At 66.7% G+C, this 20,688-nt stretch carries 24 protein-coding genes; 6 read left to right on the plus strand and 18 right to left on the minus strand.

Annotated elements, in window-relative coordinates:
- Nucleotides 1–31: 31 nt before the first annotated feature.
- Entirely contained in the window at nt 32–772 is a 741-nt protein-coding gene (locus ACE3QC_RS02900; protein ID WP_374405606.1) for a hypothetical protein, read from the minus strand.
- On the minus strand, nt 769–1,221 hold the full coding sequence (locus ACE3QC_RS02905) for a GatB/YqeY domain-containing protein (RefSeq protein ID WP_374405607.1): 453 nt from the start codon (nt 1,219–1,221) through the stop codon (nt 769–771). The genes ACE3QC_RS02900 and ACE3QC_RS02905 overlap by 4 nt, the downstream gene beginning before the upstream one ends.
- Before the next feature lie 147 nt (nt 1,222–1,368).
- Here ACE3QC_RS02905 and carA point away from each other — a divergent pair, with 147 nt between their 5' ends.
- The 4 genes from carA (at nt 1,369) to greA (ending at nt 6,846) form a co-directional block, all read left to right on the plus strand.
- Complete coding sequence (carA, locus tag ACE3QC_RS02910) at nt 1,369–2,535, plus strand: glutamine-hydrolyzing carbamoyl-phosphate synthase small subunit (protein ID WP_374405608.1); 1,167 nt, start codon at nt 1,369–1,371, stop codon at nt 2,533–2,535.
- Nucleotides 2,532–2,912 carry a ribonuclease E inhibitor RraB gene (locus tag ACE3QC_RS02915; RefSeq protein WP_374405609.1) on the plus strand — a complete coding sequence of 127 codons (381 nt, stop codon included), beginning with the start codon at nt 2,532–2,534 and terminating at the stop codon, nt 2,910–2,912. Before carA ends, ACE3QC_RS02915 begins: the two co-directional genes overlap by 4 nt.
- A complete protein-coding gene (gene carB, locus ACE3QC_RS02920) occupies nt 2,912–6,262 on the plus strand; it encodes a carbamoyl-phosphate synthase large subunit (RefSeq protein WP_374405610.1) in 3,351 nt (1,116 codons plus the stop codon). Before ACE3QC_RS02915 ends, carB begins: the two co-directional genes overlap by 1 nt.
- A gap of 107 nt (nt 6,263–6,369) precedes the next feature.
- The gene (gene greA, locus ACE3QC_RS02925) at nt 6,370–6,846 is read left to right on the plus strand and encodes a transcription elongation factor GreA (protein ID WP_374405611.1); all 477 of its coding nucleotides are present in this window, start codon (nt 6,370–6,372) and stop codon (nt 6,844–6,846) included.
- A 48-nt stretch (nt 6,847–6,894) separates the two neighbouring features.
- On the opposite strand, the gene ACE3QC_RS02930 is transcribed toward greA, so the two are convergent.
- From ACE3QC_RS02930 to ACE3QC_RS02950, 5 genes are all read right to left on the minus strand, one after another.
- A complete protein-coding gene (locus tag ACE3QC_RS02930) occupies nt 6,895–7,125 on the minus strand; it encodes a DUF4170 domain-containing protein (protein ID WP_374405612.1) in 231 nt (76 codons plus the stop codon).
- Nucleotides 7,126–7,223: 98 nt separating this feature from the next.
- Nucleotides 7,224–7,808 (minus strand): hypothetical protein, encoded by a 585-nt coding sequence (locus ACE3QC_RS02935; protein WP_374405613.1) that lies wholly within the window; start codon nt 7,806–7,808, stop codon nt 7,224–7,226.
- Nucleotides 7,762–8,088, minus strand: coding sequence for a hypothetical protein (locus ACE3QC_RS02940; protein ID WP_374405614.1), 327 nt, complete (start codon nt 8,086–8,088; stop codon nt 7,762–7,764). The genes ACE3QC_RS02935 and ACE3QC_RS02940 overlap by 47 nt, the downstream gene beginning before the upstream one ends.
- A 1-nt stretch (nt 8,089) precedes the next feature.
- Nucleotides 8,090–8,482, minus strand: a complete 393-nt coding sequence (locus ACE3QC_RS02945; protein WP_374405615.1) for a phage holin family protein — start codon at nt 8,480–8,482, stop codon at nt 8,090–8,092.
- Nucleotides 8,483–8,506: 24 nt separating this feature from the next.
- Nucleotides 8,507–9,082, minus strand: coding sequence for a hypothetical protein (locus tag ACE3QC_RS02950; RefSeq protein ID WP_374405616.1), 576 nt, complete (start codon nt 9,080–9,082; stop codon nt 8,507–8,509).
- A 175-nt stretch (nt 9,083–9,257) separates the two neighbouring features.
- On the opposite strand from ACE3QC_RS02950, the gene eno reads away from it, so the two are divergent.
- Nucleotides 9,258–10,544, plus strand: coding sequence for a phosphopyruvate hydratase (eno, locus tag ACE3QC_RS02955; protein ID WP_374405617.1), 1,287 nt, complete (start codon nt 9,258–9,260; stop codon nt 10,542–10,544).
- 110 nt (nt 10,545–10,654) lie between these two features.
- Nucleotides 10,655–12,733: a M13 family metallopeptidase gene (locus ACE3QC_RS02960; RefSeq protein ID WP_374405618.1), complete on the plus strand. Its 2,079-nt coding sequence runs from the start codon at nt 10,655–10,657 to the stop codon at nt 12,731–12,733.
- A gap of 22 nt (nt 12,734–12,755) precedes the next feature.
- On the opposite strand, the gene ACE3QC_RS02965 is transcribed toward ACE3QC_RS02960, so the two are convergent.
- From ACE3QC_RS02965 to tmk, 11 genes are all read right to left on the minus strand, one after another.
- The gene (locus ACE3QC_RS02965; protein ID WP_374405619.1) at nt 12,756–13,064 is read right to left on the minus strand and encodes a hypothetical protein; all 309 of its coding nucleotides are present in this window, start codon (nt 13,062–13,064) and stop codon (nt 12,756–12,758) included.
- 5 nt (nt 13,065–13,069) lie between these two features.
- A complete protein-coding gene (locus tag ACE3QC_RS02970; RefSeq protein ID WP_374405620.1) occupies nt 13,070–14,002 on the minus strand; it encodes an aldo/keto reductase in 933 nt (310 codons plus the stop codon).
- Entirely contained in the window at nt 13,999–14,418 is a 420-nt protein-coding gene (gene ribH, locus ACE3QC_RS02975) for a 6,7-dimethyl-8-ribityllumazine synthase (RefSeq protein WP_374405621.1), read from the minus strand. Before ribH ends, ACE3QC_RS02970 begins: the two co-directional genes overlap by 4 nt.
- A gap of 227 nt (nt 14,419–14,645) precedes the next feature.
- On the minus strand, nt 14,646–14,972 hold the full coding sequence (locus tag ACE3QC_RS02980) for a YnfA family protein (RefSeq protein WP_374405622.1): 327 nt from the start codon (nt 14,970–14,972) through the stop codon (nt 14,646–14,648).
- Nucleotides 14,973–15,003: 31 nt separating this feature from the next.
- Entirely contained in the window at nt 15,004–15,783 is a 780-nt protein-coding gene (gene mazG / locus ACE3QC_RS02985; RefSeq protein ID WP_374405623.1) for a nucleoside triphosphate pyrophosphohydrolase, read from the minus strand.
- A gap of 41 nt (nt 15,784–15,824) precedes the next feature.
- On the minus strand, nt 15,825–15,995 hold the full coding sequence (locus ACE3QC_RS02990; protein ID WP_374405624.1) for a hypothetical protein: 171 nt from the start codon (nt 15,993–15,995) through the stop codon (nt 15,825–15,827).
- On the minus strand, nt 15,992–16,759 hold the full coding sequence (locus ACE3QC_RS02995) for an MBL fold metallo-hydrolase (RefSeq protein WP_374405625.1): 768 nt from the start codon (nt 16,757–16,759) through the stop codon (nt 15,992–15,994). Before ACE3QC_RS02995 ends, ACE3QC_RS02990 begins: the two co-directional genes overlap by 4 nt.
- On the minus strand, nt 16,756–17,532 hold the full coding sequence (locus tag ACE3QC_RS03000; protein ID WP_374405626.1) for a TatD family hydrolase: 777 nt from the start codon (nt 17,530–17,532) through the stop codon (nt 16,756–16,758). Before ACE3QC_RS03000 ends, ACE3QC_RS02995 begins: the two co-directional genes overlap by 4 nt.
- Nucleotides 17,532–19,094 (minus strand): methionine--tRNA ligase, encoded by a 1,563-nt coding sequence (gene metG / locus ACE3QC_RS03005; protein WP_374405627.1) that lies wholly within the window; start codon nt 19,092–19,094, stop codon nt 17,532–17,534. The genes ACE3QC_RS03000 and metG overlap by 1 nt, the downstream gene beginning before the upstream one ends.
- Entirely contained in the window at nt 19,087–20,049 is a 963-nt protein-coding gene (locus ACE3QC_RS03010; protein ID WP_374405628.1) for a DNA polymerase III subunit delta', read from the minus strand. The genes metG and ACE3QC_RS03010 overlap by 8 nt, the downstream gene beginning before the upstream one ends.
- Nucleotides 20,046–20,684 carry a dTMP kinase gene (gene tmk, locus ACE3QC_RS03015; protein ID WP_374406626.1) on the minus strand — a complete coding sequence of 213 codons (639 nt, stop codon included), beginning with the start codon at nt 20,682–20,684 and terminating at the stop codon, nt 20,046–20,048. The genes ACE3QC_RS03010 and tmk overlap by 4 nt, the downstream gene beginning before the upstream one ends.
- Nucleotides 20,685–20,688 lie beyond the last annotated feature (4 nt).

Raw genomic sequence — 20,688 nt, forward strand, 5'->3', positions numbered from 1 at the left:
GCGGCGCGCGTGGACGTTGCAACCCTCGCTATCAGCTTGCCGCGGGGCTCGCCTCGCAAGCGTTGCGGGCACCGGGCGCGGGATAGGGGCCGGGGCCCTGCGCAGCGGTATAGTTGGCGAAGATCGCATAGGCGTCGGCGGGGCCGGCGGGCGGGGCGGTCGATTGCCAGTAGAACGTCAGCGGCTCGGCTTGCTCCCACTGGTCGCCGCCGTCGCCGGCGCTGACGGTCCAGACGAGACCGCCCTGGTGGCAGGTGACGACCACGTCGGCCTTGGCGCCGATCGCCGCCAGCGCCTCGGCCTTCGAATAGCCGACCTTTCCGGTGAAGCCGTGCGCGGGCATCATCAGGCGGAACTCGGTCGCGCGGTCGACGGCGGACGAGGTGTTGGCTGCGGTATCGCCGATGTCGGGATCGTTGTCCTCGCCCGGATAGACGACGTGGACGTAAGTATAGACCGTGCCCTCGGGCGCGCTCGCCGGATCGCACGGGTCCATACCGGCCGGGCAGGCGACGTAGGAGCGGATGTCGGCGAAATTGCCCTCCGCATTGCCGAGCGCGCCCGTCACCTCCTCGCCTTGCGGCCCCGCGATCTTCGCGCCGAGCCGCAGCGCGGCGAAGTCGCCCGCGGGCAGGGCCTTGGCCGCAGCCTCGGCCGCACCGTCGGTTGCGACCCGGTCGAGATCGGTCGCGGCCTGCTCGTCGGCGCCGTCCGAACAGGCGGCAAGGGCGGCGGCTCCGGTCAAGGCGAGCAGGGCGGACCGAAGGATCATGCGAGGCTCTCCTTCACCAGGCCGCTGGTGCGGCCCATGTCGAGCGAGGCGCCGTGGCGGCTCTTCAGTTCCGCGATCACCCGGCCCATGTCCTTGACGGAGGACGCCCCGAGATCGGCCTTCACCGCGTCGATCGCGGCGCGGGTTTCGGCCTCGTCCATCGTGCGCGGCAGGAATTCCTCGATCACCGCCAGCTCGGCTCGCTCCTGATCGGCGAGTTCGGCGCGGCCGCCATCGTCGTACATCTGGATCGATTCGCGCCGCTGCTTGGCCATCTTCTGCAAGACGCCGGTCACCAACTCGTCGTCGGGCACGTCCTTGTCCGAGGTGCGCAGCTCGATATCACGATCCTTGATCTTAGCGGACACTTGGCGGAGCGTGGCGGTGCGCGGCTTGTCCCCCGCCTTCATCGCCTGGACGGTGGCCTGCTTGATATCGTCGCGGATCATGGGATGGCGCTCTTTCGGCTTGGTGTTTGGTGTTGCCCTGCGCCTTACGCCCATAATTCGCGATTGCACAGGTTGACGGGCCTGCACGCCGGGCTTAGCGGCTGGGTCTTAGCGACATCGCCGGAAAACCCTGACTCGGAGTGCCCAATGGCTAATCCCGCCCCCACGCCTGCGCAACCCGAGGGAGCGACCGGCGTCCTGGTTCTGGCGGACGGCACGGTGGTGTGGGGCAAGGGCTTCGGCGCCACCGGCAGCGCGGTGGGCGAAGTGTGCTTCAACACCGCGATGACGGGGTATCAGGAGGTGATGACCGACCCCTCCTACGCCGCGCAGATCGTCACCTTCACCTTTCCGCACATCGGCAACGTGGGCGCCAATGCCGAGGATATCGAATCGGCGGTGGAAGGCGCGGTCGGCTGCGTGGTGCGCGAGGTGGTGACCCCGCATTCGAATTTCCGCGCGCGTGAGGAATTCGGCGAATGGCTCGCCGCGCTGGGCAAGATCGGGCTGGCGGGCGTGGACACCCGCGCGCTGACCCGCCGCATCCGGCTGCAAGGCGCACCCAATGCGGTGATCGCGCACGATCCCGATGGCAAGTTCGACATTCCTGCGCTGGTGAAGCGCGCGCAGGACTGGCCGGGGCTGGAAGGCATGGACCTCGCCCGCCGCGTCAGCCGCGAGAAGCAGGAAAGCTGGGAGGGCGGCTACTGGCGGCTCGGCACCGGCTACGGCCGCAGTCCGCGCGACGAGAAGCGGCCCCACGTCGTCGCGATCGACTACGGCAGCAAGGACAACATCTTCCGGAATCTGGTGAAGGCCGGGGCGCGGGTGACGGTGGTGCCGGCGAAGGTGACGCTGGACGAGGTGATGGCGCTGTCGCCCGACGGCGTGTTTCTGTCGAACGGCCCCGGCGATCCGGCGGCGACCGGCGAATACGCGGTGCCGGTGATCGCGGGGCTGCTGGAGAAGGACGTGCCGTTGTTCGGCATCTGCCTCGGCCACCAGATGCTCGGCCTCGCGGCGGGCGCGAAGACCGCCAAGATGCACCAGGGCCACCGCGGCGCGAACCATCCGGTCAAGCGGCTGGAGGACGGGGTGGTCGAGATCACCAGCATGAATCACGGCTTCGCGGTCGACAACGCCGCGCTGCCCGAAGGCGTCGAGGAAACCCACGTCAGCCTGTTCGACGGCAGCAACTGCGGCATCGCGATCAAGGGCAAGAAGGCGTTCGGCGTCCAGTATCACCCCGAGGCGAGCCCGGGCCCGCAGGACAGCTTCTACCTGTTCGAGAAGTTCGTGGGGATGTTGGGATGAATGAAAACCTTAGGCAGGTCGAGTTGGCCAAAGAGACGCTGCAAGTCTTTCGCGACCATGGAGAAGATATGAAAGACGAACGCCACGTCATTCATTTCTTCTACGGCGGGAATTTTAAGGCTCTTGGAGCAGCGTTGACGGAACTCGGCTACGAAACGCGACAAACTACCGATGACGATGGTGTGATTGCCGAACGGCATGAAGCCATCGGCGAGGACTGGCGCACTTCGACACTTACTCATCTGTGTGAACTCGCTGACTCTTACGGGGTGGAATATGATGGTTGGGAGGCATCGATGGAGCGACAGCAGGCCTCAAAGCCGGTCGCTAAGAAGCCGAACGGCTGGCTGTCCAAGACCCTTGGCAAGAAAAACTAATGCCCAAACGCACTGACATCTCCTCGATCCTCGTTATCGGCGCCGGGCCGATCGTTATCGGCCAGGCGTGCGAGTTCGACTATTCGGGCACGCAGGCGATCAAGGCGCTGAAGGAGGAGGGCTACCGCGTCGTCCTCGTCAACTCCAACCCGGCCACGATCATGACCGATCCCGAGTTCGCCGACGCGACCTATGTCGAGCCGATCACGCCCGAGATCGTCGAGAAGATCATCGCGCGCGAGAAGCCCGATGCGCTGCTGCCAACGATGGGCGGGCAGACCGCGCTCAACTGCGCGCTGGCGCTGGCCGAAAGCGGGGTGCTGGAAAAGCACGGCGTCCAGATGATCGGCGCCGATGCCGATGCGATCGACAAGGCGGAGAACCGCCAGCGTTTCCGCGAGGCGATGGACAAGATCGGGCTGGAAAGCGCGCGCAGCGGCGTCGCCAACACGCTGGACGAAGCGGTCGCGGTGCTCGACATCACCGGCCTGCCCGCGATCATCCGCCCGAGCTTCACGCTGGGCGGCACCGGCGGCGGCATCGCCTACAACAAGGCCGAGTTCGAGAAGATCGTGCGCGAGGGCCTCGACGCTTCGCCGACCACCGAGGTGCTGATCGAGGAATCGCTGCTCGGCTGGAAGGAATACGAGATGGAAGTCGTGCGCGACCGGCACGACAACGCCATCATCATCTGCTCGATCGAGAACGTCGATCCGATGGGCGTACACACGGGCGATTCGATCACCGTCGCCCCCGCGCTGACGCTGACGGACAAGGAATACCAGATCATGCGCAGCGCGAGCATCGCGGTGCTGCGCGAGATCGGGGTCGAGACCGGCGGCAGCAACGTGCAGTTCGCGGTCAACCCGGCCGACGGGCGGCTGATCGTGATCGAGATGAATCCGCGCGTCTCGCGGTCCTCCGCGCTCGCCTCCAAAGCGACCGGCTTCCCGATCGCGCGCGTCGCGGCGAAGCTGGCGGTCGGTTACACGCTCGACGAGATCACCAACGAGATCACCGGCGCCACCCCGGCCGCGTTCGAGCCGACGATCGACTACGTCGTCACCAAGATTCCGCGCTTCGCGTTCGAGAAGTTCAAGGGCGCGAAGACCGACCTGTCGACCGCGATGAAGTCGGTCGGCGAAGTCATGGCGATCGGGCGCAATTTCCAGGAATCGCTGCAGAAGGCGCTGCGCGGGCTGGAAACCGGGCTCGACGGGTTCAACCGCGTGCTCGAGCTCGAAGGCAAGCCGCGCGAGGAAGTCACCGCTGCGCTCAGCCGCCGCACGCACGACCGGCTGCTCAAGGTCGCGCAGGCGATGCGCGAAGGCTTCACGGTCGATGAAATCCAGGCGATCACCGGCTACGACCCGTGGTTCCTGCGCCAGATCGCGGAGATCGTGGCGTGCGAAGCGGTGGTGTCCGAACGCGGCCTGCCGAACGATGCGGCCCAGTTGCGCCGCCTGAAAGCGATGGGCTTTTCCGACCGCCGCCTCGCCACGCTGGCGGTGCGCTCGGTCGGGGTCGCGGGCGGGCTGGGGGAAACCCAGGCGAAGCGCTCGGGCCTGCTGCACGACGCGCTGCGGGCGATGGCGGGTGCAACGAGCGAGGACGAAGTGCGCAAGCTGCGCCGCAAGCTGGGCGTCGAACCAGTATTCAAGCGTATCGATTCCTGCGCCGCCGAGTTCGAAGCGGTGACGCCGTACATGTACTCGACCTACGAGGCGCCGAGCTTCGGCGAGGCGGAGGACGAGGCGATGCCCAGCGACCGGCGCAAGGTCGTGATCCTCGGCGGCGGACCGAACCGGATCGGGCAGGGTATCGAGTTCGATTACTGCTGCGTCCACGCCTGTTTCGCGCTTGCGGAAGCGGGGTTCGAGACGATCATGGTCAACTGCAATCCGGAAACGGTCAGCACCGACTACGACACCTCCGACCGGCTCTATTTCGAGCCGCTGACTGCGGAAGACGTACTGGAAATCCTGCGCGTCGAGCAGCAGAACGGCGAACTGGCGGGTGTGATCGTGCAGTTCGGCGGGCAGACCCCGCTCAAGCTGGCGCAGGCGCTGGAGGACGAGGGCATTCCGATCCTCGGCACCAGCCCCGACGCGATCGACCTGGCCGAAGACCGCGAACGGTTCGCCAAGCTGGTCAACCAGCTCGACCTCAAGCAGCCGATGAACGGCATCGCCAAGAGCCGCGACGAGGCGGCCGCGGTCGCCGCGCGGATCGGCTATCCGGTGCTGCTGCGGCCCAGCTACGTGCTCGGCGGGCGGGCGATGGAGATTGTCGACAGCGAAGCGCAGCTCGACAACTACATCGCGACCGCGGTCCACGTCTCGGGCGACAGCCCGGTGCTGGTCGACCAGTATCTGCGCGATGCGATCGAATGCGACGTCGACGCGCTGTGCGATGGCGAGGAAGTGCGCATCGCGGGCGTGATGCAGCATATCGAGGAAGCCGGGGTGCATTCGGGCGACAGCGCCTGCACCCTGCCGCCCTATTCGCTGCCCGCGGAGATCGTCGAGGAGATGGAGCGCCAGGCCGAGGCACTGGCCAAGGCGCTCAACGTCGTCGGGCTGATGAACGTGCAGTTCGCGGTGAAGGCCGACGGGCGCGAGCCCGATAACGAAAAGCTCGAGGTCTACCTGATCGAGGTCAATCCGCGCGCCAGCCGTACGGTGCCCTTCGTCGCCAAGGCGATCGGGCAGCCGGTCGCCAAGATCGCCGCGCGGGTGATGGCGGGCGAGCCGCTTTCAGCCTTCCCGCCGTTCAAGCGCAGCTTCGACTACATGGCGGTGAAGGAGGCCGTGTTCCCGTTCACCCGCTTCCCCGGCTCCGATCCGATCCTGACCCCCGAAATGCGCTCGACCGGCGAAGTGATGGGGATCGACCGGGCGTTCCCCGCCGCGTTCCTGAAATCGCAGCTCGGGGCGGGGCAGAAGCTGCCCGAGGGCGGCACGGTGTTCGTTTCGGTGAAGGACAGCGACAAGCCGATCATCCTGCCCGCGATCCGCTCGCTGATCGAGCAGGGCTTCGCGGTGATCGCCACCGGCGGCACGCAAGCCTACCTCGCCGAGCAGGGGCTGCCGGTGGAGCCGGTGAACAAGGTGGCGCAGGGCCAGCCGCACATCGTCGACCGGATGATCGACGGCGACGTGGCGCTCGTGTTCAACACCACCGAGGGGTGGCAGAGCCTGGTCGATTCCAAGTCGATCCGCGCCACGGCGCTGGAAATGAAGATCCCGTACTACACCACCGCCGCCGCTTCGCTCGCCGCGGCGAAGGCGATCGGCACGGTCACCGCGAGTCAGCTTGAAGTGCGCCCGTTGCAAGACTATTATAGCTGAAACAACGCGCGTCTCCCCCCGAACAATTCGGTCCGTCAGCCGCCTCTTGTACAAGGGGCAAAGTGCCGAATTGCCGCGATCGGGGCCGCGCCTGAAGGAAAGACGGGATGGCTACGATGGAAAAGGTTCCGATGCTGGCAGAGGGTTACGAGCGGTTGACCGCCGACCTCAAGACGCTGCGCGCGGAACGCCCGAAGATCGTCGATGCGATCGAGGAAGCACGTGCGCATGGCGACCTGTCGGAAAACGCCGAATATCACGCGGCCAAGGAACGGCAGGGTCAGGTCGAGGCGCAGATCGCCGATATCGAGGACCGCGTCAGCCGCGCGCAGATCATCGACCCGACGACGCTTTCGGGTGAAAAGATCGTGTTCGGCGCGACGGTGACCCTGCTCGACGACGACGACAAGCCGGTGAAGTACCAGATCGTCGGCCAGACCGAGGCGGATGCCAATAAGGGCCGGATCAGCTACAACTCGCCGCTCGGCCGCGCGCTGATCGGCAAGGCGAAGGGCGACGAGATCGAAGTGACCGTGCCTTCGGGGGACAAGTTCTACCTCGTCGACAAGATCGAATTCATCTGAAAACGACGAGCCCTGGTTGTCGCCGGGGCTCGTTCGCTGGCACGGGCCTCACACCTCCGGCGTCAACAGCCGGTGGATGTGGACGACCACGTATTTCATTTCCGCATCGTCGACAGTGCGCTGCGCATTGGCGCGCCACGCCTCAACCGCATCGTCGTAGTCGCTGAAGACGCCGACGACGTGCAGGCTCTCCGGGTCCTGGAACTCGAGGCTGCGCGGGTCCTTCACGCGCCCGCCCATGACGAGGTGTAGGCGCTGCTTGGTTTCTGTTTCTTCCATGGGAATTTCCGGTGCTCGTGGGGAGGAGTCGGCGCGGCCATTATAGCAAACGGCGCGGCAAGCAAGCCCGCCGCGCCGCGTTTCAGGCCCGGGATGTATCAGTGCGAGAAGCGTGAGCGCAGGTCGCGCATGCGGCGGCCCGTCTTCTTGCCGACATCGCGTGTCAGGCGGCGGGCGGTTTCGGATGCCGCGCCGGTACGAGCGGCGGCTCCACGCTGGATGTCGCGTGCGCCATCGCCGATCGCGTCGCCGAAATCCTCCAGCCGATCGCTGCCGGAACGCGCCGCGCTGCCGAGGTGGTCGACCAAGGTAGCCCCGTAAGTGGCACCGAGTTCAGCGATCATCGCCGCAAGCGCCGAGCCACGCTTCGTCGCCTTCTTGCGCATCCGGCGGCCGGGGCCGGGGACCATGCTGGCGACGATCATGCCCACCGCCACACCGCCGACGACGGTCGCCACCGGGTGCTGCTTGACGAACGCCGTGGCGTTGTCGCGCGCCTCGCGGGCATAGTCGCCCACGGTGCGATTGGCGTGGCGCTGCTGGCCCGCATCGATGCGGTTCTTGAGTTCTTCGCGCTTTTCGTTGTCGGCCATGGCCTTGTTCTCCGCTGAAATGGATTTCGGGAAACGAACGGGCTCAATCGCCTTCGGGTTCCGCCGTTTCCGGGTCTTCGTCGTCTTCATCGTCCTCGTCATCGCCGAACAGCGCGAGCAAGGGATTGCGCGTCAGCCACAGCATGATCGCGGCGACGAGCGTCAGCACCACGCCGCGATGGCTTTCGGCGACATCCACGGCTTCGTCGAGCACATCGCTCGCGCCGCCGCTGATCCGGTCGACGAAGCGCTGGCCGATGCCGCGCGCGGTGAGATCGTTGCGCAAGTGCGCTACATCCGCCTTGACCAGCGCGAAGGCGGCGTCGCGCAGCGCGCGGTCCTCGATCATCTTGCGCTTGGCACTGCTCATCTCAATCGTCCCCGAAGCTTTCGCCGGCATCCTTCAGATGCCCCAGCGCCTTGCGTGCCAGCACCACGCCGACAACGATGAGCAGACCGGACACCAGCGCCGTCGCCCCCCAGATCGTGAGGATCGGCGAAAGCGCGATCACGGCGCCCACGACCAGCCCGATGAGCGCGGTATGGATCATCGCGAAGGCCACCAGCCCGTGGATGACGGCCTTCTTGCCCTTGTTCGCCACGAACAGCGCACGGCTTTTCTGAAATGCCGCCTCGGCCTCGACATACGTCTTACCGTCGTCGATCAACGCGACGAGATCGTCGGTCAGCGAGAAGCCCGAGCGCGGCTCGTCCGCGCTCGGTTCCTCGCCATCCTGCGCATCCGGCAGGGGCTCGTCGTGCATGATTGTCACCCCCGGTGCGAGGGATCAGTCGCGGCTGCCGCGGAACATCCGCGCCAGCATGAAACCGGCGACCGCGGCGATACCCACGGCGAGGCCCGGGCTCTTGCGAACCATCTCGCGCGCGTCCTCGCTCAGGTCATCGACGCTCTTCTGGTCGAGCTTGACCGAAGCGTCCTGCAGGCTGCGCGAGGCCTTGCGGGCGTAATCGCCGTATTGGGCGCCGAATTTTTCGTCGATCGCGGTGGCGTTGTCCGACACCATCTTGCTGAGCGAGGAGAGTGCTTCGCTCGCCTTGCCCTTGCCTTCGGTGGCGAGTTCCTTGCTCTTGCCCTTGGCTTGCTGACCATAGGCCTTGGCTTCGGCAACCCAATCTTCCGAACGGCCCTTCGCCTGATCGCGATAGACGCTGGCGCGGTCGGCGGCTTCGGCCTTGAGCGCCGCGGCACCGGCCTTGGCTTCCTCGAGCGCCGAATTGAAGCGCGACTTCGCCTCGGTGCGATGATCGGCAGCAGGCGCTGCCGTCTTTGCCGGCGTACGCTTGGCAGCCGGCTTGCGCGCCGGGGTCTTCTTCTTGGTCGTAGCGGGTATCGCGTCAGCCATATCTCTTTTCCTTAGCCCTCGTAATCTCGTCTCGCGCCGCCGGATGGCAACGGTTCGACCGTTACGTGCTGCAACGCAACTTGCGTGGCATTGTTCCGGCGCATAGAGCGCGCCGAGACGCTCCCGATATGGGAGTGTGTTATCTAGTTACAACACCCGACAACCGGAGCGCAGCATGACCGCCATTATCGATCTTCACGGCCGCGAAATCCTCGACAGCCGGGGCAACCCCACGGTCGAAGTCGACGTGCTGCTCGAAGACGGCAGCTTCGGCCGCGCGGCGGTTCCGTCGGGCGCATCGACCGGCGCGCACGAGGCGGTTGAACTGCGCGACGGCGACAAGGGGCGCTATCTCGGCAAGGGCGTGACCAAGGCGGTCGACGCGGTCAACGGCGAGATTACCGACGCGCTGCTCGGCCTCGATGCGGAAGACCAGCGCGACATTGACCTGGCGATGATCGCGCTCGACGGCAGCGCCAACAAGTCCCGGCTCGGCGCGAATTCGATCCTCGGCGTCAGCCTCGCGGTCGCCAAGGCGGCGGCGAGCGCGCGCGGGCTGCCGCTCTACAGCTACGTCGGCGGCGTCTCGGCGCATGTCCTGCCGGTGCCGATGATGAACATCATCAACGGCGGCGAGCATGCCGACAACCCGATCGATATTCAGGAATTCATGATCATGCCAATCGGCGCGGAAACGCTGGCCGACGGCGTGCGCTGGGGCGCCGAGGTGTTTCACACGCTGAAGAAAGGGCTGGCGGAGAAGGGCCTATCGACCGCGGTGGGCGACGAGGGCGGCTTCGCCCCCGATCTTGCCAGCACCCGCGCGGCGCTCGATTTCATCATGGCCTCGATCGAGCAGGCGGGCTTCAAGCCGGGCGACGACATTGCGCTCGCGCTCGACTGCGCCTCGACCGAATTCTTCGCCGACGGCCGCTACGACCTCGCGGGCGAGGAAATCTCGCTCGCGCCCGGCGAAATGGCCGAATATCTCGCGAAGCTGTGCGCCGACTATCCGATCCGCTCGATCGAGGACGGCATGGGCGAGGACGATTTCGCGGGCTGGAAGGCGCTGACCGATCTCGTCGGAGACAAGGTCCAGCTCGTCGGCGACGATCTGTTCGTGACCAACCCCGAGCGGTTGCGGATGGGCATCGGCAAGGGTCTCGCCAATTCGCTGCTGGTCAAGGTCAACCAGATCGGCACGCTGACCGAGACGCTCGAGGCGGTCGATATCGCGCACCGCGCGGGCTACACCTCGGTGATGAGCCACCGCTCGGGCGAGACCGAGGACGCGACCATCGCCGACCTCGCGGTCGCGACCAACTGCGGGCAGATCAAGACCGGCTCGCTTGCGCGGTCCGACCGGCTCGCCAAGTACAACCAGCTCATCCGCATCGAGGAAGAACTGGGCGACAACGCGCGCTACGCCGGCGGCGCCTGCTTCGGCAAGCTCGCACGCTGACATTCGACCAACGCCGCCGGCCGCACGACCGGCGCGTTTGCGACCCCCTTCGGGCAGGCCTATCACGCGGCGTTCGCCGCGCCCCAGGGCGCGCCTGAGAAGGATCGCCCATGAAAACCGCTCGTCTCGCCGCCGCCCTGATGCTCGGCGTCGCCACCGCCACGCTCGGTGCCTGCAACCTTGCCGGCACGGACACCGAAGTTGCCACACCAGGCACCGAACTCGGTATCCAGACAGCGTGGATGGACACCGCCGTGACCCCCGGCGACGACTGGTACGCCTACGCCAACGGCCAGTGGATGAACGACACGCAAATCCCGGCGGATCGCTCCAGCGTGGGCGGCTTCTTCATCGCCGACCAGCAGACCGAGAAGAACCTCGAGGCGCTGATCGCCGAGATCCGCCAGTCCGATCCCGAACCCGGCACCGATGCCGCGCGGGTCAAGGCGTTCTACGAAAGCTACCTCGATACCGCCGCGATCGACGCCGCCGGCATGACGCCCGTTCAGGCCGACCTGACGCGGTTCGCGGGGATCAATGACAAGCAGCAGCTCGCCCGCGTGCTCGGCAGCCAGACCCGCGCCGACGTCGATCCGCTCAACTCGACCGATTTCGAGACCGAGAACCTGTTCGGCGTGTTCGTAACCCAGGCGCTCAAGGGCGGCGAGGTGGTGCCCTATATCCTCCAGGGCGGCCTCGGCATGCCCGAGCGCGAATACTACCTCTCGTCCGATCCGAAGATGGCGGCGCTGCGCACCGCCTATCGCGCCTATATCGCCGACCTGCTCGAAGCCGCCGGGATCGACGACGCCGAAGCCCGGGCGCAGCGCATCTACGACCTCGAAATGAAGATCGCCCGCGCGCACGCGAGCCGCGAGGAAAGCGACGACTGGGCGACCGCGAGCAGCCTGTGGTCGCAGGCCGATTTCGCCAGCAAGGCGCCGGGACTCGACTGGGATACCTTCTTCGCCGGTGCGCAGCTCGACGGGTTCGACACGTTCGACGCCTACCACCCCGGCACGATCACCAAACTTTCGGCGCTGGTCGCCTCCGAACCGCTGCAGGCGTGGAAGGACTGGCTGGCCTTCCACCAGATCAACGCCAACACCGCGGTACTGCCGAGCAAGCTCGACCAGTTGAGCTTCGCCTTCTACGGCAAGGAACTGTCGGGCACCGAAGCGCAGCGCCCCCGGGAAAAACGCGCGCTCGCGGCGGTCAACGCCTACATGGGTGACGCGCTCGGCCGCCTCTACACCGAGAAGTATTTCCCGGCCTCGGCCAAGGCAGAGATCCAGGGCATGGTCGACAACATCAAGGCGGCGTTCGCCACCCGTATCGACGCGCTCGACTGGATGGCGGCCGAAACGAAAGCCGAAGCCAAGGAGAAGGTCGAGACGATGGCGGTCGGTGTCGGCTATCCCGATACCTGGACCGATTACGGCTCGCTCGAGGTCGCGGCCGACACGCCCTACGCCAACGTCCAGGCCGCCGAGAAGCTGCGTTACCGCCAGCAACTCGCCAAGGTCGGCAAGCCGCTCGACAAGAACGAGTGGTGGATGAACGCGCAACTGGTCAACGCGGTCAACCTGCCGGTGCAGAACGCGCTCAACTTCCCCGCCGCGATCCTGCAGCCGCCGTTTTACGATCCCACAGCCGATGCGGCGTTCAACTACGGCGCGATCGGCGCGGTGATCGGGCACGAGATCAGCCACAGCTTCGACAACAACGGCGCGGCGTTCGATTCGACCGGCGCGATGCGCAACTGGTGGACCGAAGCGGACAAGGCGAAGTTCGACGAGGCGGGCAGGGCGCTCGCGGCGCAGTTCGACACCTACGAACCATTCCCCGGCCTCAATGTGCGCGGCGAACTGACGCTCAGCGAGAACATCGCCGACCTCGCCGGGCTCCAGGCCGCCTACGACGCCTACCACGCCTCGCTCGGCGGCAAGGAAGCGCCGGTGATCGGCGGGTTCACCGGCGACCAGCGCTTCTTCATCGCCTATGCGCAGGCGTGGGCGACCAAGATGCGGGAGGAGGCGCTGCGCCAGCGCATCGCGACCGACGGACACGCACCCGGCCAGTACCGCGCGCTCACCGTGCGCAACATGGAGCCGTGGTATCAAGCGTTCGGCGTGAAGGAAGGCGACGAACTGTACCTGCCGCCCGAGCAGCGCGTGAAGGTCTGGTAGTCGGCGCGGCGGGGGAGGGCGCTTAGCTCTCCTCCGCCTCGACCTCGGCTTCGGCCTCGTGCTCGAGCCGGTCCAGCTTTTCGAGCTTCTTCCGGTTTTTGGGGCTCAACAGATACTGCCAGACGCCCCAAGCGTTGATGACGAGCAGGATTGCGTTCATCGCTGCGATCGGCATCGCGCCGGTGGTCAGCCCGGAGATGATCCAGGTGATCGCCACCGCGCAGAACAGTACGAAGCCCCATCCGGTGACCTTGCGCCCAAGATCGGCGGCGATCAGCCCGGCCGCGATCATCGTCCCGATCGCGGCGACCCATTCGAGCGGGCCGTTCATCGCCGCTAGGCTTCGAACGCGGCGGTCAGCCGGGCGACTTGGTCGTCGGACAGCGCGACGCGGGTGAAGGCGAGCAGATCGTCGAGTTGATCCGGCGTGCGGGCGCTTGCGATGGGTGCGGGAATGCCGGACTGGCGGACCAGCCAGGCGAGGGCAATCGCGGGCAGGCTCGTACCGGTTTCGGCGGCAACCTCGTCCATCGCCTCCAGCACGCGCGGGCCGCGATCGCCGATAAGCTGCTTCACCCGCTCCCCGCGCGCCGACTGCGCATAGTCCGCTTCGGTGCGATACTTGCCGGTGAGGTAGCCCGAAGCGAGGCCGAAGAACGGCAGCATCGCGATCCCGCGCTGCGTGCACAGTGCCTGGAGATCGGCTGCGTATTTGTCGCGCGAGACGAGGTTGTATTCGTTCTGCAGCACGGTGAACGGCGTGCGCCCGGCCGCATCCGCGGCATCGAGCATCGCCGAGAGGCGCACGGAGTCGAAGTTCGACGCGCCGAGCTCGCGGACCTTGCCGGCGGCGACCGCGCCGTCGAACGCCTCGACGATCTGCTCGGGTGCGAGCTCAGGATAGTCCTTGTGCGCGTAATACAGATCGACCCGGTCGGTCCGCAGGCGGTCGAGCGAGGCATCGAGCGATTGCAGCACCCGCGCCGGTTCGTAGAGTTCCTTGCCGCCCATCATCCCGGTCTTGGTGTGGATCAGCATTTCGTCCCGCACGCCGCGCGATTCGAGCCACTGGCCGATCAGCGTTTCGGATTCGCCGCCCTTGTGACCGTCGATCCAGGCCGAGTAGACGTCGGCGGTGTCGATCATCCGTCCGCCGGCCTCGTAGAACGCATCGAGCACGGCGAAGCCATCGTCGCCCTTCGCGGTCCAGCCGAAGACATTGCCGCCGAGGACGAACGGGATGCCGCCGATAGCCGGGTGTGTGCTCATGCGAATTTCTCCTGCAATGCGAGCAACGCCAGCGCGGCCTGCGCCGCTTCGCCGCCCTTGTTCTTCTGCGCCTTGTCCGCGCGGACGAGCGCCTGCTGTTCGTTCTCGACCGTCAGGATGCCGTTGCCGATGGCGATCCCGTCCATCGTCAACGCCATGATTCCACGCGCGCTCTCGCCCGCGACGATCTCGAAATGGTAGGTCTCGCCGCGGATCACCACGCCGATCGCGACGAAGCCGTCATAGCGCCCGCTCTCGGCTGCGAGGGCGATTGCGCCGGGTATTTCCAGCGCGCCGGGCACGGTGAGCACTTCAATGTCATGCCCTGCCGCGTCGAGCGCGCCGCGCGCGCCGTCGATCAGCATGTCGTTCAGGTGCTCGTAGAACCGGGCCTCGACGATCAGAAACCGCGCCATTTCCATCCTCCGCAATCGCATCTGCTCGCGCGGTAGCCAGATGGCGGCGGCAGGGGAAGGGGGCAGGGCAACGCCAACAAAAAGAGCCCCACCCGAAGGCGGGGCTCGAGTTGATCGAGCCTCGCTTGCACGGGGCCCTCACGGGTCGCGCCAAGCGCTTTAGGCTCGTGGGCACCGGCAGCAATCCAAAGAAATGTTGGCCGGTCAGGCGCCGGGTGGATTGGCGCTCAGGCGACGATCCGCGGCTGGAACATGATGATCGCCATGCCCGCGAGAGCCACCAGCACGCCGGCGATGTCCCACAGGGTAGGGCGAACGCCGTCGACCGCCCACAACCACATGATCGCCGCACCGATATAGACGCCGCCATAGGCCGCATAGACGCGTCCGGCGGCAGTGTCGTGCAGGGTCAGGAGCCACGCGAACAGCGCGAGCGCGAGCGCGGCGGGGACGAGCAGCCAAGGCGACTTGTCCTCGCGCAGCAACAGATAGGCGAGATAGCAGCCGACGATCTCGGCCAGCGCGGTCGCGGCGTAGAGCAGCAGGGTCTTCATCGCGCGAACATCGCCGATGGCGCGCGAGCTATCAAGCGGAGCGTTCGTCGCGCTTGACCTGCTGCCACAGCGCCTCCTGCTCGTCGAGCGAGAGGTCCGCGAAACCACCGTCGGCCAGCGCTTCCATGGCGCGGAAGCGACGTTCGAACTTGCCGTTGGCGGCGCGCAGCGCGTCTTCGGGCGCGATGCCGTAGGCGCGGACGAGATTGACTGCGGCGAACAGCAGATCGCCGGCCTCGGCGGCGCGTTCCTCGGGTGTGGCGTCGGCGAGCTCAACCATCTCCTCGAGCACCTTGGCGCGCGGCCCCGTGGGATCGGGCCAGTCGAACCCGACGCGCGCGGCGCGCTTCTGGAGCTTGTCGGCCCGCATCAGCGCAGGCAATGCGGCGGCGACACCATCGAGCGCGCTGGTCGCGCCCTTGGCCGAGCGCTCCTGCGCCTTCAGCGCCTCCCAGCGCTCCTCGCGCATGCCGCCGGGCAGCGTCTCGTCGTTGAAGGTATGTGGGCCGAAGATATGCGGATGCCGCGCCTCGAGCTTGTCGGCGATCGACCGGGCGACATCGTCGAAATCGAAATGGCCGGCTTCCTCGGCGATGCGCGCCTGGAACACGACCTGGAACAGCAGGTCGCCGAGCTCGTCGCGGATATCGCCGAGATCGCCGCGCGCGACGGCATCGGCGACTTCGTAGGCTTCCTCGATCGTATGCGGAACGATCGTCTCGAACCGCTGCGCGCGATCCCATTCGCAACCGCGCTCGGGGTCGCGCAAGGTGGCCATGATGCCCAGAAGGCGGGAGGTCTGGTCGGTCATATTGGAATGATAATATATATTATGTTAAATGAAGCATAGGCTCACGCTCCGAGCCAGGAAAACAATACCGCTACCCCGCCGAAGATCGCGATCCACAGCAGCGCCATGCGCACGCCCTGTTTCCAGTTCAACCGGAACGACGCCACGGCGCTGAGCGCGAGGACCAGCCAGCCGACCAGCGCGACGATGCGGACCGTCTCGTATTCGGTCATAGCCTGATCTCCATGCCGTCGTAACCGACCTCGACGTTGCCGGGCAACTCGGCGGACAATGTCGCGTAATCCATGCTCTTGTCGAGATGCGTCAGAACCATGCGCTGCGCGTTGCAGCGTTCGGCGAGTTCGAGCGCCATCGCCAGATGCGCGTGCGTGGGATGCGGATCGCGGCGTAGGCAATCGCAGATCAACACGTCGACATCCGCGAACGTGTCGATCATCTCGCTTCGAATCTCGCTGAAATCCGTCGCGTAAGCTACAGATTTGCCTCCGTTTTCGAAGCGAAATCCCGTGGACTTGGCCGGTCCGTGCGGCATCTCGCACCAGTCGACCGAGAACCCGGCGCACAGGCGCAAGCGATCGAGCGTTTCCAGTGCGACAATGGTGGGATAGCCGTGCTGACCGGCGAAGACGTAGTCGAAGCGCCGGCGCAGGCGTTCGACCGTGCCACTGGCGGCATAGCCGGCGATCGGGCCGCCGCGGCCGTATCGCAGCGGGCGCAAGTCGTCGATCCCGTGGCAATGGTCGGCGTGATCGTGGGTCCAGAACACCGCGTCGACCGCGTCGATCCGGTTGGCGAGGAGCTGCTGGCGCAGATCGGTCGAGGTATCGACGAGGATGCGCCGGCCCTCGTCGCTTTCAAGCAGGATCGAAACGCGGGTGCGGTGGTTCTTCGGCTCGTTCGGGTCGCAATCGCCCCAGTCGTCACCGATCCGCGGGACGCCGGTCGACGTCCCCGAGCCGAGCACGATGCATTTCACGCCGCGGCCTTGGTGAACAGCCGGTGGAAGTTCGCGGTGGTGGTCTCGGCTAGCTGCTCGAAAGACTCTCCGCGCAAGTCGGCGAGGAATTGCGCGGTGTCGCGCACGAACGCCGGCTCGCATTTCTTGCCGCGATGCGGGACCGGTGCGAGGAATGGGCTGTCGGTTTCGACCAGGAGGCGATCGGCGGGCAAATCCCTCGCGATTTCCTGAAGATCGGCGGCGTTTTTGAACGTGACGATGCCCGAGATCGAGATCGAGAGGCCGAGGTCCAGCACTTTGCGCGCGAATTCGGCGGAGGCGGTGAAGCAGTGGATCAGCGCCGGGAAAGCGCCCTGCTCCATCTCGTCGGCGAGGATCGCCGCGGTGTCGTCGTCGGCATCGCGGGTATGGATGATGACCGGCAGCCCGGTTTCGCGCGCGACGCCGATGTGCATGCGGAACAGCGCCTGCTGCACCGCGCGGTCGGACTTGTCGTAATAGTAATCGAGCCCGGTTTCGCCGATGCCGATCACGCGCGGGTTCTCGGTCGCGGCGCGCAGTTCGGCAGCGCCGAGATCCTCGTGCGCGTCGGCTTCGTGCGGATGGATGCCGACGCTGGCCCAGACGTCGCTTTCGCGTTCCGCCGTGCCGACCACCCGCTCCCACTCGCTGCGCCTGGTGGAGATGTTGAGGAAGCCCCCCACCCCCGCCCCGCGCGCGGCGGCGAGAACCTCGCCCTGGCGATCGGCGAGGCCTTCGTATTCGAGGTGGCAATGGCTGTCGATCAGCATCAGGCGGCGGCCTCGCTCTCCGGCAGTTCGAGCCGCGGAAACACGCCGACCGGCTTCTCGAGCGCGAACCCGCCCTCGACCAGCGTTTCGAACCAGTCGCCGTTCCCGATGGCCGCATAATCGCGCGCGTCAGGGGCCACGCCCATCTGGTCGAGTAGCGCGTCGACCGCGCTCGGCACGACCGGACGCACCGCGATCGCGAGGTCGTGGACGCAGCGGAAAAGGGTCATCAGCACCGCCTCCATCCGTGCCGGATCGGTCTTGCGCAGCGCCCACGGCGCCTGCTCGTCGACATACTGATTGCACGCGAACACCGCGCGCATCCACGCCTCGAGCCCGACCGAGAAGTTCAGCTTCTCGAATTCGCGCGGCAGATCCTCGGCGCAGGCCGCGCGGACCGACGCCATGAGCGCCTCGTCCTCGGCGGCATGATCGCATTTCGCAAGTTTGCCATACATGTTCTTGAAGATCATGGACAAAGTGCGCTGCGCCAGATTGCCGAAGCTGTTCGCCAGTTCGGCGTTGGCGCGGGTGACGATCGCTTCGGGCGAATAGCTGCCGTCCTGCCCGAAGGCGATCTCGCGCAGGAAGAAATAGCGCAGCGGATCGACTCCGAACGTTTCGGCGAGCGCCATCGGATCGGTCACGTTGCCGAGCGATTTCGATTCCTTCTGCCCGCGGTTGAGCAGGAAGCCGTGGCCGAAGACCTGCTTCGGCAGCGGCAGCCCCGCGCTCATCAGGAAAGCCGGCCAGTACACCGTGTGGAAGCGGACGATGTCCTTGCCGATCAGGTGCAAGCTGGCGGGCCAGAACGTGCGCCACAGTTCGGTATCGTCGGGGTAGCCGAGCCCGGTGACGTAGTTGGTCAGCGCGTCGACCCACACGTACATCACATGCCCATCGCTGCTCGGCACCGGCACGCCCCAGTCGAAGCTCGTGCGGCTGATAGAAAGATCGCGCAAACCCCCGGAAACGAAGGCGATCATCTCGTTCCGGCGGCTCTCCGGCTCGCAGAAGCCGGGCGTGCGCAGCAGTTCGAGCAGCGGCTCCTGATACTTCGAGAGGCGAAAGAACCAGCTTTCCTCTACGGTCCACTCGACCGGCGTGCCTTGCGGCGAGAGCTTCTCGTCGCCCTCGCCCGCGATCAGTTCCTTCTCGTCGTAATAGGCCTCGTCGCGGACCGAATACCAGCCTTCGTAGCGGTCGAGATAAAGATCGCCATTGGCCTCCATCGCGCGCCAGATGGCCTGGCTGGCGCGGTGGTGACCGTCCTCTACCGTGCGGATGAAGCGATCATAGGAGATATCAAGAGCGTCCGCCATCTGCTTGAAATAAGCGGACATCTCGTCCGCTAAATCGCGCGCGGTGCGGCCCTGTTCGGCGGCCTTGCGCGCCATCTTCAGCCCGTGTTCGTCCGTGCCGGTCTGGAAACGCACCTCGCGCCCCATCGCGCGCTGGAAACGCGCGACCACGTCGGCGGCGACCGCCTCGTAGGCATGGCCGATATGCGGGCGACCGTTGGGATAGTTGATCGCGGTGGTGATATAGAAAGGATCAGGCATCGGCGCGCTCGCTAGCGGGCGCGGCGGAGGCGAGCAAGGTGCCGATTTCCATCACCAGCAAGCCGGCGTCGAAGTTGTAGGTCGGCGCCTGCCCGGCGAGGCGTACGAGATCGGCATGGGCGTCGACCAGCGCGGCCCAGTCGCGCCGCCCTTCTCCCGCCATTTCGGCCGCGAGCACCGAGCGCGCGAGATCGAGGATCGCCGTGATGCGTTCGCGATCGGGTCGCGCGCCGACCGCTTCGGCAAGCTGGCCGCGCAAGTCGAATCCGTCATCGCCGTGTTGCACGATGCGGGTCATCAGCGCATGGAGCGGCCCGAGGTCGCGCTCCACGAAATCGAGCGCGGCGCCGGGCGAACCGCTCGCCGCGCGCACCGCCGCTGCGCGCGTGGTCGCGTCGGCCTCGGGCGCGTGCGCCGCCAGCCACTGCGTCAGTTCGGGCTCGGCCAGCGCGGGGAAGCGCAGCACCCGGCAGCGCGAGCGGATCGTCGGCAGCAGCTTGGCCGGGCGATGCGCAACGAGCAGGAAGAACGTGCCCGCCGGTGGCTCCTCGAGACTCTTGAGCAGCGCGTTGGAGGCGCTCTTTTCCAGATCGTCCGCCGGATCGACGATCACCGCGCGGCGGGATCCCAGCGTGGGCCGCGTGGTCAGCCGCTGCTGCATCGCGCGGATCTGCGCCACGGTGATGTTGCGCTTGACCTCGTAGGGCTTGCCGTCTTCGCGCTTGCGCTCTTCCTTGTCGTCCTTCGGCAGATGGGTGAGCACGTGAATGTCGGGGTGCTGCCCCCGCGGCTGCGGCACGCCCGGTTCGGCGCATAGCTCGCGCGCGGCGGCTTCGGCGAAGCTCATCTTGCCGAGGCCGCGCTTGCCTGCGAGCAGCCAGGCGTGGTGCATCCGTTCGCCGCGCAGCGCCTCGCGCCACTGGCGCCATGGGTCGTCGTGGCCGAGCATCGTCATGCTGAGGCCTGCGTGAGAAGCGGTGCGAGCGCCTCGAGTACGCGCGTATGGACCTCGTCGGGCGATCCGTCGCCGTCGATCGCCGCGAATGTCGGATCGTCCGCCGCGAAGGCACGGAAGGCAGCGGCCACCCGCGCATGATACGCCGCGTCGCGGCCGCCGATCGCATCCGCGGCATCGCCGTCGCGCGCAGTCACGCGGCTCGCGGCGACCTCGGGCGAAACCTCGATCAGCAGCGTCAGGTCGGGGCGCAGGCTGTCGCTGCCGATCGTGTGGAGGGAACGCACGGCATCGTCGCCGACGCCGCCCGCCCCGCCCTGATAGGCACGGCTCGAATCGACGAAGCGGTCGCACACGACCCAGCGCCCGGCGGCGAGCGCGGGGCGAATCAGACGCGCGACGTGGTCCGAGCGCGCGGCAGCGAACAGCAGCGCCTCCGCCTGCGCACCCCACCCTTCCCCCGGCGGGTCGAGCAGCAACGTGCGAATGGCTTCGGCACCCGGCGTCCCGCCCGGTTCGCGGGTCAGCACCGCGTCGATCCCGCGCGCGGCGAGCGCATCGGCGAGCAGGCGGGCCTGCGTGGACTTGCCGCTGCCCTCTCCGCCTTCCAGCGCGATGAAGCGGCCGGTGCTTATCGGA

The sequence above is a fragment of the Pelagerythrobacter sp. genome, assembly GCF_041912895.1.
Classification (GTDB): Bacteria; Pseudomonadota; Alphaproteobacteria; order Sphingomonadales; family Sphingomonadaceae; genus Pelagerythrobacter.